Origin of the sequence: Corallococcus exercitus (genome assembly GCF_003611585.1) — a bacterium.
GTDB classification, from domain to species: Bacteria; Myxococcota; Myxococcia; order Myxococcales; family Myxococcaceae; genus Corallococcus; species Corallococcus exercitus.
The window spans coordinates 1-16,214 of sequence record NZ_RAVW01000219.1 but is presented as its reverse complement, the minus strand read 5'-3'; the positions used below and the strand labels follow the sequence as shown (position 1 = coordinate 16,214).

Sequence of the window (16,214 nt, the reverse complement as noted above, 5' to 3'; positions counted from 1 at the left end):
GGGCATGGGCGGTGGGGTCCTCTAGCGCTTCTGGTAGAGCCGGTCCTCGGGGACGACGGGGGTGAACGCGGCCTCGTGCGAGGAGAAGCGCAGCGACTCGCGCGCCCCCAGGCCCAGGAACCCCTTGTGACAGAGCGACTCCGCGAACAATCCCAGCGCGCGCTCCTGCAGCTCGCGGTTGAAGTAGATGAGCACATTGCGGCACGACAGGAGCTGCACCTCCGCGAAGACGCTGTCGGTGGCCAGGCTGTGGTCCGAGAAGACGATGTGCCCCTTGAGTGAGCGGTCGAACACCGCGCCGCCGTACGCGGCCGTGTAGTAGTCCGACAGCGACGTGCGCGCGCCGGACTGCCGGTGGTTCTGGGTGAAGGCCGCGATGCGGTCCACCGCGTACACGCCGGCCTCCGCGCGCTGGAGCGCGGTGGGGTTGATGTCCGTGGCGTAGATGAGCGTGCGCTCCAGGAGCCCCTCCTCGCGCAGCAGGATGGCCAACGACCATGCCTCCTCGCCCGTGCTGCACCCGGCGACCCATACCTTGAGCGACGGATAGGTGCGCAGCACCGGCACCACGTGCTCCCGCAGCGCGCGGTAGTAGGACGGGTCGCGGAACAGCTCGCTCACCTGCACGGTGAGGTAGTCCAGCAGCGCGGGGAACAGCGCGGGCTCATGCAGCACCCGGTCCTGGAGCTGGGACAGGGTGGCGCAGTCGAAGTGGTCCGCGGCCTGGGCCATCCGCCGCTTGAGCGACGCCGCCGCATAGCCTCGGAAGTCGTAGTGGTATTTCAGGTACAGCGCCTCGAGCAGCAGTCGCAGCTCGATGTCGAAGTCCTTCGACGCCACGTCGAGCATGCGCGGCCTCATGCCTTGGGCATCCACACGCGCAGGAGCGACAGCAGCTTCTCCACGTCGAGCGGCTTGGCGATGTAGTCGTTGGCGCCCGCCTGGAGGCACTTCTCCTGGTCGTCGCGCATGGCCTTCGCGGTGAGCGCGATGATGGGCAGCTTGCGCCACGCGTCCTGCTTGCGGATCTCTCGCGTGGCGGTGATGCCGTCCATCTCCGGCATCATGACGTCCATGAGCACCAGGTCCACCGCGAGCTGGGGCTGGGCCAGGCTCCGGGTGAGCACCGCCAGGGCCTCCTTGCCGTTGCGGGCGATCTCCACCTTCGCGCCCCGGGGCTCCAGCACGCTGGAGAGGGCGAAGATGTTCCGCACGTCGTCCTCCACCACCAGGATGCGGCGGCCCTCCAGCGTGGACTCGCGGTCGCGCGCGGCCTGGAGCATGCGCTGGTGCTCCGGCGGCAGGCGCGACTCCACCTGGTGCAGGAACAGCGTCACTTCATCCAGCAGCCGCTCCGGGGAGCGCACGCCCTTGATGATGATGGAGCGCGAGAAGCGGCGCAGGCGCTGCTCCTCGTCGCGGCTGAGCGTGTGGCCGGTGTAGACAATGACGGGCGGGAAGGAGACGCCTTCCTCCGCGGCCATGCGCTCCAGGAAGTCATGGCCGCTCAGGTCCGGCAGGTGCAGGTCCATCACGATGCAGTCGAAGGTGTGCTCGCGCAGCCGCTGGAGCGCGGCATGCGCGGTGGCGATTCCCTCCACCTGCACTCCCTCCGTCTCCAGCAGCTTCTGGAGGCTCTCGCGCTGGCGGGCGTCGTCCTCCACCACCAGCACCCGGCGCGGGCCCGGCGCGGCCTTCGTCTCCAGCGTGCGGAAGACGTCCAGCAGTTGCTCGCGCGGCACGGGCTTGAGCGCGAAGCCCACCGCGCCCAGCTCCAGCGCCTCGCGCGTCCGGTCCGCCGCGGACATCACGTGCACCGGGATGTGGCGCGTGCGCGGGTTGCGCTTGAGCTGATCCAGCACGGTGAAGCCGGAGTGGTCCGGCAGGCTCATGTCCAGGATGATGGCGTGGGGCGTGTAGCGGAGCGCGGCCGCCAGGCCGTCCGTGGCGGTGGAGGCCAGGACGCACTGGAAGCCCAGCTCGCGGGCCTGGTCGCGCAGGACGAGCGCGAACCGGGCGTCGTCCTCCACCACCAGCAGCACGCGGGAGCCGGACGTGAGCCGCTCGCGGTCGTCCTCCAGGCCGGGCGGTGGGGCCGGTGGCTCGGCCATTGGCTCGGACGACGGCTCGGCCATTGGCTCGGACGACGGCTCGGCGCGCGTGGCCACGGGCTGGACGGTGACAGGGGCGGCGGGCGCCTCGCGGACCCTCGGCACCGGCGTGCCAGGGCGCAGGGGGAGGGTGACGGTGAAGGTGCTGCCCTCGCCCGGCGCGCTCTTCACGGTGACGTCGCCGCCCATGAGCCGCGCCAGGTCGCGGGAGATGGACAGGCCCAGGCCGGTGCCGCCGTACTTGCGGTGGGTGCTGCCGTCGGCCTGCCGGAAGGCCTCGAAGATGAGGCCGTGGAGTTCGCGCGGGATGCCGATGCCGGAGTCGCGCACGCTGAAGGTCACACGCGCCGGGTCCGCGGTGGCGATGGTGAGGGCCACCTCGCCGGACTCCGTGAACTTGAAGGCGTTGGCGAGCAGGTTCTTGAGCACCTGGCCCAGCCGCTGCGGATCCGTCTCCAGCGTCGCGGGCACGTCCGGCGCGACGGTGGTGGTGAAGCGCAGGCCCTTCTGCCCGGCCACGGGCTGGAAGGTGCGGCCCAGGCTCTCCACGAAGCCCTGGAGGCCCACGGACTCCCACTGCACCTCCACCTTGCCCGCCTCGATGCGCGACAGGTCCAGGATGTCGTTGATGAGGGCCAGCAGGTCGTTGCCCGCGGCGCCGATGGTCTGCGCGAACTTCACCTGTTCGGCGGTGAGGTTGCCCTCCTTGTTGTCCGCCAGCAGCTTCGCGAGGATGAGCGAGCTGTTGAGCGGCGTGCGCAGCTCGTGGCTCATGTTGGCCAGGAACTCGCTCTTGTAGCGGCTGGTGCGCTCCAGCTCCGTGGCCTTCTCCGTGAGGGTGGCCTGTGTCAGGACCAGGCTGTCGCGCTGGGTCTCCAGCAGGCGCGCCTGCTCCTCCAGTTGCGCGTTGGTCTGCTCCAGCTCCGCCTGCTGGGTCATCAGCCGCGACTGGGACTCCTTGAGGACGCGGCTCTGCTCTTCAATCTCCTCGTTGGAGACGCGCAGCTCCTCCTGCTGGACCTGGAGCTCCTCGGCCTGGCGCTGCGTCTCTTCCAGGAGCTCTTCCAGGCGGGTGCGGTCATGCGAGGCGCGCACCGCGACGCCAATGGCGTCCGACACCCGCTGGAGCAGCTCCAGGTCCGACGGGTGCACCGGGTGCAGGAAGCCCAGCTCCACCACCGCGTTGACCTGTCCGTCCACCTGGGCGGGCGCGATGAGCACGTGGCGTGGGCGGCCCCGGGCCAGGCCGGATGCGATGGGCAGGTAGCCTTCGGGCACGTCGCGCAGGTGGACGGCGCGGCCGTCCTTGAGGGCCTGTCCGGCGAGGCCTTCCCCGGGAGCCAGGTGCTCGTTCCTCGCTTCCAGGTCCGGGGGCAGCGCGTGGCCCGCGACGCGGCGGAAGCGGTTCGTCGCGTCCACGAGGTAGAGCGCCCCCACCTGGGCATCCAGCGTGTCCGCGAGCCCGCGCAGGATGTTCTCGCCCAGCCGGTCCAGCCGCTGGTCGCCCTGCATGCGCGTGCCGAGCGCGGCCTGTCCGGCCTGGAGCCAGGACTCGATGGCGCGGGCGCGGAAGTCGCGCGCGGTGGTGTACGCCGCGATGCCGAGCAGCGCGAACAGCACCGCGGAGCCGCTCAGCGTGACGGCGAGGGACAGGTTGGCGGACGCCTGGAACTCCGCGTAGCGCCGCGTGAGCAGCGTGCGCTCCTCCAGCTCCATCTCGTCCAGGGTGTCGCGGATGGCGCGCATGGCGTCGAGGCCCCGGTCGTCATTCACCCTGGCGATGGCCTGCCGGCCCTCACCCCGCAGCCGCAGGTCCACGGTCTCCTGCAGCTCCGCCAGCTTCTCCGTGATGGCGGCCTCCAGCCGGTCCACCCGCTGCTGCTGCCCCGCGCTGTCGGCGACGAGCGCGCGAAGCTCCGCGAGCTGCGTGGGCAGCGTCTTCTTCGCGAGGGTGTAGGGGCTCAGGTAGCTCTCCCCACCCGTCAGCAGGAAGCCGCGCTGGCCCGTCTCCGCGTCCTTCACGGTGGACCGCAGCTCCTCCAGCTTCGCCATGACCGTGAAGGTGTGCGTCACCAGCTCCCCCGTGGACGCGCGCGTCTGGAGCGTGCGGTAGGAGAGGAGCGCGATGGCGAGCACGGCCAGCGCCGCCACGGCGAAGCCCGTGAACGTGGAAGGCGGCAGCGCCGGCCCGAAGCGTTCGACGCGCGGGGCGTCCTTCAATCGGGGCGGGCTCATGGGCACCGCCCCGGGGCGCGCGGGGGAAGGGCAGTCAGGATGGAGCGCACGGAGGGACCCGTCCGACGAAGGTGGACGGATCGCGTACCATGGCGCGCGTGTGCGTCCAGGAGCCGTGACGGCCGAAGTGTCGGCTGGTGCGCGGGTGGAAGCGGGCGTGCCTAGAAGGCGCCCGACAGGCCCACCATCTGGCTTCCGACCATCGGGTTGAGCGACACCGAGGACGCCCGCGTGTGGGTCGACGGAACGTCGTCCTCCTCGCGGCCATGCAGGAGCAGGGGCACGGCGAGGCCGAACGCGGTGCCCATCACGGCGCCGGTGAGCACGTCGGTGAGGTAGTGCTTGTCCGCGCCCATGCGCAGCAGGCCCACCGACGCGGCCAGCGGCAGGCCCACGCCCCAGATGAGCCCCTGGTGCTTGTAGCCGCGCATGGAGGCAACGGTGCCGGCGGACACGACCAGGGAGAAGGCCAGGTTGGTGTGGCCGCTGTAGAAGGACAGGTTGTTGTCGGTGGGGTGCGCGGTGAGGCCCTTGGCCTCATCCGGGAGGACGTGGACGAAGGGGCGCTCGCGGCCCACGGCGAACTTCACCGCCTGGTTGGCGACGGAGGCGAGGACGGCGCTCTGGACCATGATGGTGGCGTCCTGGGCGAAGTACTCACGGGAGGCGCCGCTGCTGTGGCCCACGGCGTACTGGGTGCCCAGCAGGGCCAGCGGCAGGCCCGCGAACCCGAGGACGTTGCTCCAGGTGTCCGCGCGCTTGCGGGACGCCTCCGTGTCGCCGGCGATGCCGCGGCCCCAGCGGTCCAGGCGGTTGAGCCGGTCCGTGCCGTCCGGAGCGCGGTCGCACCAGCGGCACTGCGCCGGGGCCAGGTCGTCCTTGAAGACCGACTCGCTGGAGATCCACAGCACGCCAGCGGTACCGGTGATGATGCCGTCGCGGGTCCAGTTGAAGCGCAGCGCGCGCGGTGCATCGGAGGTGTCCTGCGCGGCGGCGGGTGACAGCGGCGCCAGCACGAGCAGGCAGAAGGTGAGGAAGGTCCGGTAGGAGGCAAGCATGGGACCGTGGAGCATAAGGGCGCTCCGCCCCCTCGCGGCAATCCGGCCGGAGTGGGGTCAGCGCGCCCCGGCCTCGTCCTCCTCGACGAGCCGCGCCAGGAAGTCGCCCAGGGCCTTCACCTTGGGCGGGGTGCGCCGGGTCTGGGGCCACACCAGCCACAGCGCGCCGCGCTCCAGGGAGTGTTCGCGCAGGAAGGGGCGCAGCGTGCCGGCCTCCAGCTCCGGGCGGATCATCAGCTCCACGAACTGCGCGATGCCGAAGCCCGCCCGGGCCGCGTGGGTGACGGCTTCGCTGTTGTTGAAGACGAAGGTCTCCGGGATGCGAGGCGCGGGGGCGCCCGCGGGCTGACGCAGCGCCCAGGACTCCACGCGGCCGGTGGACACGAAGCGGTAGCGGATGCAGTCGTGCTCCTGGAGCGCGTCCAGCGAGCGCGGCGTGCCATGCGCCTGGAGGTAGGCGGGGGAGGCGCAGAGGATGAAGCGCTTGGGGCCCAGGCGGCGGCGCATGAGGCGCGAGTCGGTCAGCTCTCCGCAGCGCACCGCCGCGTCCAGTCCGTCCCCGACGATGTCGGCCAGGTGGTCGTTGACGTCCAGGTCCAGCTCCAGGTGCGGGTACTCGCGGCGGAAGCGCTGGAGGTTGGGGATGATGAGCCGCAGGGCGAGCATCTCCGGGACGGAGACGCGCACGCGGCCGCGAGGCGTGCGCACGGCATGGGCGAGTTCTGACTCCGCATCGCGCAGCTCCGTGAGGGCGCGCACGCAGCGCTCGTGGAAGCGGGCGCCCTGTTCGGTGAGGTGCATCCGCCGCGTGGTGCGCTGGAAGAGGCGGGTGCCCAGACGGTCCTCCAGGCGGGCCACGCTCTTGCTCGCGGCGGAAGGGGTGATGCCCAGCGCGCGTGCCGCGGAGGCGAAGCTGCCGGTCTCCGCGACGCGGGCGAAGACGCCGATGGCGGACAGGCTCTCCATGCGTTCCTCCAGGGCTTCGTGATTCAGGACACCGGTGTCCCGGGTGAAATGGCAGGCATCGTCATTTCGCGCACGCCTTTTCCACCGCATGAATGGCGGCGAAAGGAAACACACGCCATGTCCACGCCCTGGAAGACACACGCATCCGTCGGTCCTGGATGGATTGCCCGGGAGGCATCCCCGCGGGTGCCCGAACCTTCCGACAGCCTCCGACCCGCCGGAGATACGGGAAGACCGTCCGTGGTTTCTCGTCGCGGTGTGCTGACCGCGGGCGCCGCGCTGATGCTCGCGGGCTGCACGACACCGTCGGCCACGGGTTCGCGCGCGGCTTCGGAGGAAGCGAACAAGCAGGTCCCCTCGGCCTTCACCCAGCACCGGTTCATCTCCGCGGATGGCACCTCGCTGTCCTACTTCCGACAGGGACGGGGACCCGCGCTCGTCTGGGTCTACGGCACGCTGAGTACCTGGGACGACTGGCGGGACGTCGCGTCTCGGCTGTCTCCGCACTTCACGAACTTCGTGCTGGAGCGGCGTGGACGTGGCTCCAGCGCGGACGGGATGGCGTATGCGCTGGAGCGTGAGGTGGAGGACGTGCTCGCGCTGATGCGGGAGGCCGGGCCCGGTGCCTCGCTGTTCGGCCACTCGCTGGGCGGCATCCTCGCGCTGGAGGCGGCGACACGGCGACCTCCGGCGCGGCTGGTGCTTTATGAGCCCCCGTTCCCCATCTCCCAGCGCATCGCGCCCGAAGCCGTGGACCTCGTCCGGACGACCTGGAAGCGCGAGGGACCGGACGCGGCGCTCGTGGCCGCGCAGCACCACATCTTCCGGATGCTCAAGCCGGAGCAGCTTGAAGCCTTCCGCCAGACGCCTCAGTGGGCGAAGCAGCTCGGCATGATGGAGACCTTCCTGCGCGAAATCAGCGCGGTCGCGGACCTCCCACTGGGGGTGGAGCGCTTCCGCGCCATGGACACCGCGACCCTGGTGCTCCTGGGCGACCAGAGTCCCCACGTGCTCCTCGCGGAACCCGCTCAAGCCCTGGCGAAGGCGCTCCCGCACGCGTCCCTGCGCGTACTGCCGGGTCAGGGGCACGTGGCCCACGTCACCGCCCCTGAGCTGCTTGCCCGCGAGGTGGAGGCCTTCCTCACCGAGCGCTGAAAGACGGGCATTGCCCTGACCCGGATGTCCCTGCGGTGCACCACCTCCCTGCCGACATGGGCCCAACCTGTCCGACAGTCGGACAGGTTCGTGCGGTGCGCCGCCGGCGGGAGTCCCCGCGGAGTCCGCTCCTGGCCTGGGCGCCTCCGGGCTGAACGGTGCTGTCCCAGGTCGGGCGGAAGGCCCGTGTCCTCGGACTTCCCGGGTTTCGAGGACAGCAGGCGGGCGGACAACGGGCCAGGGTGTGGGAATGCCTCGAAAGGAGCATGAAAACGGCGCCCCTGGCCGTTCTAGAGTCCTCGCCCCGCATGTCCCGCCCTGGCCGCACACTCCACGTCTTCCCCGATGCCGCGCGCCGCCAGGCTGCCCTGCGGGCGGAGCGGCGTGCGCGGGGCATCGCCGTGGGGACCCACCTGCTCACGTGGGACGACTTCGTCCACGCGCTGGGCGGGGCGCGCGAGCTCAACCGGCGGCCCTGTCCCGCGATGACGGCCCGGGCCGTGGTGTCAGGCCTGGGCGGTACGCTGGGCGACACGCCGTTCGGCGACTACGTGCGCGAGCCCGCCTTCGCCCGCGCCGCTGCGGACGTGCTGCTGGACCTGAAGGCCGGGCGGCTCTCCCCGCGCGAGCTCCAGGACGCCGCGGAGGTGCTGCCGCCAGAGCGCCGCACCCGCGCGCGCGTCCTCGCCCGGCTCTATCACCTGTACGAACAGCGTCTGGCGGAGCTGGGGCTCGCGGACCGCGAGGACGTGCTCCGCGGAGCGCGCGAGGCGCTGGACCGGGGTGCGTGGCCCACGGGCTGGGACGGCGTGACAGGGCTGGTGCTCCACGGTGTCTACGACGTGCGCCCGTCGAAGCTGGAGCTGCTGATGGGCCTGGCCGCGGCGTGCGAGGCGCGCCGCGTGTCGCTGCGCGTGGAGACGCCGGTGGGTGGCTCGCCGGTGGCGGACGCGGCGCTCGCGGCGCTGTTCCGCGCGTTCGAGAACCGGGGCGAGACGATGCCCCACGTCGACCTCTTCAAGGCGGATGTCACCTTCGAGGGCCGCCCCTTCACGGACCTGGGCCGGCACCTGTTCTCGCCCCGCGCCGCGCGCGACGTGCTCAAGGGCGCGGTGGACGGGCTGGCCGTGTGGAACGCGACGTCCGCGCGCGAGGAGGCCCGCGTGGCGGCCCGCGACGTGCGGCGGCTCATCGACGCGGGCAGCGCGCCGGGCGACATCGCCATCGCGTACCGCGACCTGGGCCCGGAGGCGGGCTGGCTCGCGGAGGCGCTGGGGGACCTGGGCGTGCCGGTGCGCCTGCCCTGGGGTGAGCCGCTCGCGCTGGCGGGGCCCGTGCGGTTGGCGCTGGAGCTGCCGGTGCTGACGGAGGACGGCTTCCCGGCGGAGCGCGTGGCGGAGCTCGTCTCCAGCCGCTACGTGCCGTCGCTGTCGCGCGGAGGCCCGGATGCGCCCGCGACCCTCTTCGCGCTCGCCGCCGCGCGGGACGACCGCCTGGGCGCGACGCGAGGGAAGGGCGCCTACGACGTGCGCCTGGACGGGCTCGCGCGCCGGATGGCGGCGCAGGGGGGCAAGCGCAAGGAGGACGCGGTCAAGGTGATGGCCGTGCGCGCGCTGCGCGACCGCGTGATGCGGCTCATCGACGAATGCCGCCACATCCCCCAGGAGGCCCCGGCCGCGGAGTCGGTCGCCGCGTGGTGGAAGGTGGTGGAGCGGCTGGGCCTGCTCGACTCCGCGGGGCCCATGGAAACGAAAGAGGCCGGCGCACTGGGCGCGCGCATCGAGGACGCGAGGGCCCGGGACGACGCGGCGCTCGCGGCCTTCCGCCAGCGGATGGAAGCGCTGCTGCGTTCGCTGCGGGCCGTGGGCGGAGGTCCCCGCATCACCCGGCGCGTGCTGGGCCGGTGGCTCGCGGACGCGCTGCGCGACGTGCACCTGCCCGCGCGAGGACCCTCCACGGGCGCGGTGGAGGTGCTGGACCTGGCCGACGTGCCGGGCCGCACCTTCCGCCACCTCTTCGTCGCCGGGCTCACGGAAGGCCGGCTCCCCGGGCGCGATCCGCCGTCGCCCCTCTTGGGGGATGCGGAGCGCGTGGCGCTCAACCAGCACCTGACCCGCGACGTCTTCCGCCTCACCGGCGGCGAGTTCGACGACCGCGCGCCCTGGCGCCTCACGGAGGACCGGCTGCTCTTCGCCAGCGCGCTCGCGGCGGCGGAGGGCACGTTGAGCCTGTCGTTCGCGGTGAAGGCCGCGGGCGGACAGGAGCAGGTGCCGTCCGCGTTCCTGGAGGAGGTGCGCAGGCTCACCGGCCACAAGTGGGCCACGCGCACGCTGCCCCCCGTGCTGCCGCTGGACGAGGTGCTCACGCCGTCGGAGCTGCGGCGCACCGTGGCGCTGGAGGCCCTGGCGGGCCTGTCGTTCCCCACCCTGCGCGTCACGGAGCCCGACCCCGCGGGACAGCTGCTCAAGGACCGCTTCGGCACGGACGACTGGTTCCGCACCGCGCGCGAGCTGGCCCACATGGAGGCCGCGCGCCTGCGCTTCTTCGGCCGCGAGGACGAGCTGCCCGGCGAGTTCACCGGCGGCGTGCAGGGGCCCCAGCTGGAGCAGAAGCTGCGCGAGACGTTCCACTTCGGCCTGGAGCGCCCGCTGTCCGCGAGCGCCCTGTCGAAGTTCGGCAACTGCGGCTTCCAGGGCTTCATCGCGTACGGCCTGAAGGTGGCCGAGCCCGTGGTGGCCAGCGAGGAGTTCGACGCCCGGGGCCGCGGCACCTTCTGGCACCGCGTGATGGAGGAGGTCTTTCAGTCGCTCAAGGAGAAGAAGCTCCTGGGCCAGGCGCCGGAGGACATCCCCAACGACGTGCTGGAGAAGGCGGTCAAGAAGGCCAGCCGGCACTTCGCGGAGCTCAACCACGTGGGCCACCACGAGCTGTGGAAGCTCGCGGGCGAGAAGGCCCACGCGATGGTCCGGCGCATCCTCACGGATCAGCGGCGGGGCCTGCCCTTCGACCCGCTGGTGCCCGAGGGCTTCGAGCTGCGCTTCGGCCCGGCCGCGGAGGACAAGCGCTGGGCCGACGTGAAGCTGATGGTGGCGGATGACGCCATCGTCTTCGAGGGGCAGATCGACCGGCTGGACACGGCCGGCACGGAAGTGGGCGTCATCGACTACAAGACGGGCCGCCTGGACAAGCGCACGCTGAAGGAGAACCTGCTGCGCTCCGACTTCCAGCTCCCGCTGTACCTCTACGCCGCGCGCGTCGCCGGCCACGTGGGCGCGAAGAACGCGGCGTGGTTCTCGCTGCGCACGGGCGACGCCATTCACCTGTCCTCCGTGCTGCCGCCCGCGGAGCTGGAGGACCTGCTGTCCACGGACCCGGAGGTGCGCCAGCGCGTGGCGGAGGCCGCCGGGCTCAACCTGCCCAACGCGGTGGAGGACCTGGTGCGCAGGCTGCGCAAGGGTGACTTCCCGGCGCGGCCCAACGACTGCGGCAAGTGCGGCTACCGCGCGGTGTGCCGCATCACCGAACGCCGCATCTCGGACGAGGGGAGCGGATGAGCGACACCGCGCCCCACATGCTCGCGCTGGAGAAGAACCTGGCCCTGATGGCGGGTGCCGGCGCGGGCAAGACGTACAGCCTGGTGACGATGACGCTGCACCTGTTCGCGGGAGCGCGGCAGGCGGAGCCGCTGCGTCCCTCCCGCCTGTGCATGCTCACGTTCACGGACAAGGCCGCCGCCGAAATGCGCAAGCGCGTCCGCGAGCGCCTGGACGCGCTGGCCCAGGGGGACGTCCCGCTCGACGCGGAGAAGGACCTGCGCGCGTCGCTCGCGAGGCTGGAGCGCCCGTTCCCCACGCAGGACGCCTGGCGCAAGGTGCGCGAGGACCTGGGCGCCGCGACGGTGGGTACGTTCCACTCGCTCTGCGGTCAGCTCCTGCGCCGGGCCCCGCCCGCGGTGGGCATCGATCCCGCCTTCGAGGTGCTGGACGAGCTGGAGGCCGCCGGCCTGCTGGAGGACGTCACCGAACGTGTGGTGCTGGACGCGCTGGAGGGCGGCGACGCGCGCGTGCGCGAGCTGTGCGCGGAGCTGGGCTTCTCCGGCTCCGGGTTCTCCGACGGCCTCGTGGCCGCGCTGATGGACGTCTACGGCAAGATGCGCGAGGAGGGCCTCAAGGCCGCCACGGCGCGCGTGGGCGATGGCGTGGCGGACAAGGCGCAGCTCGAAGGACTCATCGAGGACTGCCGCCGCCTGTGCATGGAGGCCCGCGCCCAGGACACCAAGGGCGAGTGGAGCACCCTCCTGAACGCGTGCGAGCCCCCGCTGAAGGGGATGACGCCGGACACGTTCATGCAGCCGGGCCACTTCCCGACGCTGCGCAACGTGCTGCTGTCGGAGCCTCGCAACCTGGTCAACCTGCGCAAGGGCGCGGGCGCGTGCCTCAAGGAGCTGCTCTGGAAGGTGAAGGGCAAGAGCGACGGCTCCGTGCGGCGGCTGGAGGATGCCTACGCCGCGTGGCGCACGGCGCCCTTCGAGGAGACCTTCCGCGACCTCCTGGGCCAGGTGGAGGCCCGGCACGACGCGGAGCTGATCCGGCGCAACGTGTTCGACTTCACCTCGCTGCTGGTGAAGGCGCGCGACCTCTTGCGCGACCATCCGGAGTTCCGGCAGCAGGTGCAGGAGCGGCTGGGCGCCCTGCTGGTGGACGAGTTCCAGGACACCAACCGGCTCCAGCTGGAATTGGTGCTGCTGCTGTCGGAGAAGCGCGAAGGCGGCCCGCGCGAACTGACGCCGGACGCGGACCTCGTGGCCGCGCTGCCCCTGGAGCCCGCGTTCCTGTGCGCGGTGGGTGACCGCAAGCAGTCCATCTACGAGTTCCGTGGCGCGGACGTGTCCGTGTTCAAGGTCCTGGCGGACAAGATCGAAGCCGAAGGCGGCATGCGCGGCTTCCTCCAGAACAACTACCGCTCGCTGCCGGGCGTCCTGTCCTTCTTCAACCGCGCGTTCGCCGGGCTGCTCGTGGCGAAGGAGGCGACGCCCCGTCCCTTCGAGGTCGTCTACGAACCCGAGACGGACGACCTGTCCCCCACGCGTCCGGACCTGGCCGAAGGGCCCGTGGTGGAGCGGCTCACGTTGCCGGAGGCCGACACGGCTCCGGAGCTGCGCGAGTACGAAGCGGACGCGGTGGCCCGCAGGCTGCGGGTGATGCTCGCGCCGGGCGCTCCCGCGACGGTGATGGCGGAGGACAAGAAGGGCCTGCGTCCCGCGCGCGGCGGCGACGTGGCCATGCTCTTCAGGACCTTCACGCACCTGGAGGAGTACCGGCAGGCGCTGATCCGCCACGGTGTGCCGCACCGGGTGCTGCGCGGCCGGGGCTTCTACGGGGCCCAGGAGGTGCGCGACCTGGCCTCGTTGCTGGCGCTGCTCGCGGACGCGGACGACGCGCTGGCGTTCGCCGCGGTGCTCCGCTCGCCGCTGGTGGGCCTGTCGGACGCGTCGCTGTTCCGGCTCGCGGGGGACCTGCCGCTGTCGCTCGGTTCGCCCCGGCTGGTGGATCCGGAGGTCCGCGCCGCCATGTCCGCGCGGGAGCAGTCGCGGCTCGCGCGCTTCCTGGAGCTCATCCCCGTGCTGCGGCGGGAGCGCGACCGGCTGGGCGTGCATGCCCTGCTGCAGGCCGCGCTGGAGGCGACGGGGTACCGCGAAGCGCTGGCGGGCTCACCCTACGCGGAGCAGGCGAGCGCCAACGTGGAGAAGCTCCTCTCGCTGGCCGCCCGGAGGGACGAGCGCGGCACGGGAGGCTGCGTGGCCTTCGCGCGCGAGCTGCGCCAGCTGGCGGACTCCGACCCCAACGAGGCGCAGGCGGACCTCCTGGACGAAGGGGACCCACGCGCCGTGCAACTGCTCACCATCCACCGCGCCAAGGGCCTGGAGTGGCCCGTGGTCGTGGTGCCCGGCATGGGCGGCCGCAGGCGCACCACCACCGCCCGGGCGTACTTCGAGCGCTCCTTCGGCCTGGCCCTGAAGCCCTGGATGCCGGACTCGCTGGACACCTTCACCTCCGAGCGCTTCGAGGCCGTGCGCGCCGAGCTGAAGGCCCGCGAGGACGCCGAATACCTGCGCCTGCTCTACGTGGCCCTCACGCGCGCCAAGGACCTGCTCGTGCTGTCGGGCGGCGAGGAGAAGCGCGCGGGCACCGATACGTGGTGGCACCGCGTGGACCGCCGGCTGGACGCGGATCCGGACCTGCGGGCGCTCGCCATCGACGTGGACGTGGAGCAGCTGCCGCCGCCCGCGGATCCGGAGCCGCCCACGGAGGAGCAGCTCGAACAGGCGCGGATCCGCATCGAGTCCGCGCTGGAGCGCATGTCCGACGAGGCGCTCCGCGCCGGTGCCGCGCTGTTCACCGACGCCCCGGCGGTCGCCACCGCGCGCGCGGTCCAGGACTTCCTCACGTGCCCGCGCCGCTACCACCACCTCCACCGGCTGGGGCTCGCCGTCGGATCCGAACCCTGGGAGGCCCCGGCACGCGCCGCGCCCCTCTTCGTCGAGCCCGACGGCTGGCTGCCCGTGGAGCGTCCGGATCAGCTCGTCACGCGGCTGCTGCGTGAGGTGGACCTGTCGCTCGCGGGGACGGACGCGGAAGCCTCCGAGCGGCGCGCGCACCTGGAGAGCCTGCTGCGGACCGCGGGCCGGGATCCGGAGGAGGACGAATTGGGCGGCGTGCTGTCCACCGTGGAACGCTTCCTGGGCACGACCTTCGCGCGCCAGCTCGCCGCGGCGCCCGCGTCCTCCATCCACCGGGGCCTGGACTTCGTGCTGGACCTGGACGACGGCGCCCGCGTGGAAGGGGCGGTGGACCTGCTCTGGGAGTCGCCGGACGGCGAGGCCGTGGCGGTGCTCCTGCGCCCGGGCGCTCGCCACCCCCTGGGCCCGGCCGCGTGTGTCCATGAGCTGACGGCCCTGAGCCTGGCGGCGGCCCGGATGGTGCGTGACGGGGTGCCGGTGCGGGTGGGCGTGGCCTTCCTGGGGGAAGCGTCCCCGGAACCGGAATTCCTCCCGGCCGGATCCGCCGACGCCGGGGCGGTGCGGCGTCTGGCCGAGGGCGTCCGGGCGCTGGCCCAGGCGGAATCCACCGGGGCATGGCCGGGGTGGGACAAGGCAGCCTGCCAGGCCCTTCACTGCGGCTTCGCGGAACACTGTCACCCGGCCCCTCCCGCGTGCTAAGCGGCGGGCACCATGCCGAACGTCGTCGTCATCGGAGCGCAGTGGGGAGATGAGGGGAAGGGCAAGGTCGTCGACCTTCTCACCGAGCACGCCCAGGTGGTCGTCCGTTTCCAGGGCGGCAACAACGCGGGCCACACGCTGGTGGTCGGGGGGCAGAAGACCGTCCTGCACCTGATCCCCTCGGGCATCCTTCACCCGGGCAAGACGTGTGTCATTGGCAACGGGGTGGTGGTGGATCCCGCCGTCCTCGTCGGGGAGATCGACGCGCTCAAGCCGCGCGGCTTCCTCAAGGATGATGCGCAGCTGCTCATCTCCGACAACGCCCACGTCATCTTCCCGTGGCACAAGCTGCTGGACAGCTTCCGCGAGAAGGCCCGCGGAGGCAGCGCCATCGGCACCACGGGGCGGGGCATCGGCCCGGCCTACGAGGACAAGGTGGCCCGCCGGGGCATCCGCGTGCGCGACCTGCTCCACCCGGAGCGCCTGCGCCGCCGCATCGACGAGCGCCTGCCCGCCGCGCTGGAGGAGCTGAAGGACCTCTGCGCCCAGGCCGGCGTGGACGTGCCGCGGCTGGAGACGCCGCAGGTGCACGCGGAGTTCTCCGCCCTGGGCGAGCGGCTGAAGCCCTACGTGCACGACGTGTCGCTCTTCCTCTCCGAGCAGGTCCGCCGCGGCGCCCGCATCCTCTTCGAGGGCGCGCAGGGCACGCTGCTGGACGTGGACCACGGCACCTACCCGTTCGTCACCAGCTCCAACTGCGTGGCGGGCAATGCCGCGGTGGGCTCGGGCCTGGGGCCCACGGCCATCGACAAGGTGATGGGCATCAGCAAGGCGTACACCACGCGCGTCGGCGGAGGCCCGTTCCCCACGGAGCTGAGCGACGAGCTGGGGGACCGGCTGCGCAAGGTGGGCGACGAGTTCGGCGCCACCACGGGCCGCCCGCGCCGCTGCGGCTGGCTGGACGGCGTGGTGCTGCGCTACGCGGTGCGCGTCAACGGCCTGTGGGGCATCGCGCTCACCAAGCTGGACGTGCTCAGCGGCATCAAGACGCTCAGCATCTGCAACGCGTACGAGCTGGACGGCCAGCGCGTGACGGAGCTGCCCGGTGACTACGAGGACCTGGCGCGCGTGAAGCCCATCTACGAGTCGCTGCCCGGCTGGGACGAGAAGCTCGCCGGCGTGCGCACCTTCGACGAGCTGCCGGAAGCCGCCAAGCGCTACGTGCGCCGCGTGGAAGAGGTCAGCGGCGTGCCCGTGGTGTGCGTCTCCGTGGGCGCCGACCGCGGCGAGACGGTGCTCCTGCAGAACCCCTTCCGCAGCTAGGAAGGACGCAGGCCGAAGTGGTCCTGGCCCGCCGGGGGCCAGGACGGGAGAGGGACATGGTTCGCACGCGCAGGTTCCAGCTCGGGGTCTCGGCGGTGGTGTGGCTCGGCACGATGGCGGTGCCGGCCTGGGCCCAGGCCCCGAATG

General features: G+C 72.3%; 8 protein-coding genes. 4 read left to right on the top strand and 4 right to left on the bottom strand.

Annotation, left to right across the window (positions count from 1 at the left end; genetic code table 11):
- Positions 1-21: 21 nt before the first annotated feature.
- From D7W79_RS24815 to D7W79_RS24800, 4 genes are all read right to left on the bottom strand, one after another.
- Positions 22-861: a CheR family methyltransferase gene (locus D7W79_RS24815; RefSeq protein ID WP_244221945.1), complete on the bottom strand. Its 840-nt coding sequence runs from the start codon at positions 859-861 to the stop codon at positions 22-24.
- Positions 858-4,346 (bottom strand): response regulator, encoded by a 3,489-nt coding sequence (locus D7W79_RS24810; protein WP_120527872.1) that lies wholly within the window; start codon positions 4,344-4,346, stop codon positions 858-860. Before D7W79_RS24810 ends, D7W79_RS24815 begins: the two co-directional genes overlap by 4 nt.
- Before the next feature lie 161 nt (positions 4,347-4,507).
- Positions 4,508-5,404, bottom strand: a complete 897-nt coding sequence (locus tag D7W79_RS24805; protein ID WP_120527875.1) for a phosphatase PAP2 family protein — start codon at positions 5,402-5,404, stop codon at positions 4,508-4,510.
- A 57-nt stretch (positions 5,405-5,461) separates the two neighbouring features.
- A complete protein-coding gene (locus D7W79_RS24800; RefSeq protein WP_158617039.1) occupies positions 5,462-6,370 on the bottom strand; it encodes a LysR family transcriptional regulator in 909 nt (302 codons plus the stop codon).
- Between the two features lie 240 nt (positions 6,371-6,610).
- Between D7W79_RS24800 and D7W79_RS24795 the strand changes: the two genes are divergently transcribed.
- From D7W79_RS24795 to D7W79_RS24780, 4 genes are all read left to right on the top strand, one after another.
- The gene (locus D7W79_RS24795; protein WP_158617038.1) at positions 6,611-7,525 is read left to right on the top strand and encodes an alpha/beta fold hydrolase; all 915 of its coding nucleotides are present in this window, start codon (positions 6,611-6,613) and stop codon (positions 7,523-7,525) included.
- A 308-nt stretch (positions 7,526-7,833) separates the two neighbouring features.
- Positions 7,834-11,079 carry a PD-(D/E)XK nuclease family protein gene (locus D7W79_RS24790; protein ID WP_120527870.1) on the top strand — a complete coding sequence of 1,082 codons (3,246 nt, stop codon included), beginning with the start codon at positions 7,834-7,836 and terminating at the stop codon, positions 11,077-11,079.
- A complete protein-coding gene (locus D7W79_RS24785) occupies positions 11,076-14,744 on the top strand; it encodes a UvrD-helicase domain-containing protein (RefSeq protein ID WP_120527869.1) in 3,669 nt (1,222 codons plus the stop codon). Before D7W79_RS24790 ends, D7W79_RS24785 begins: the two co-directional genes overlap by 4 nt.
- Before the next feature lie 12 nt (positions 14,745-14,756).
- On the top strand, positions 14,757-16,067 hold the full coding sequence (locus D7W79_RS24780; RefSeq protein WP_120527868.1) for an adenylosuccinate synthase: 1,311 nt from the start codon (positions 14,757-14,759) through the stop codon (positions 16,065-16,067).
- The last annotated feature ends 147 nt before the right edge of the window (positions 16,068-16,214 follow it).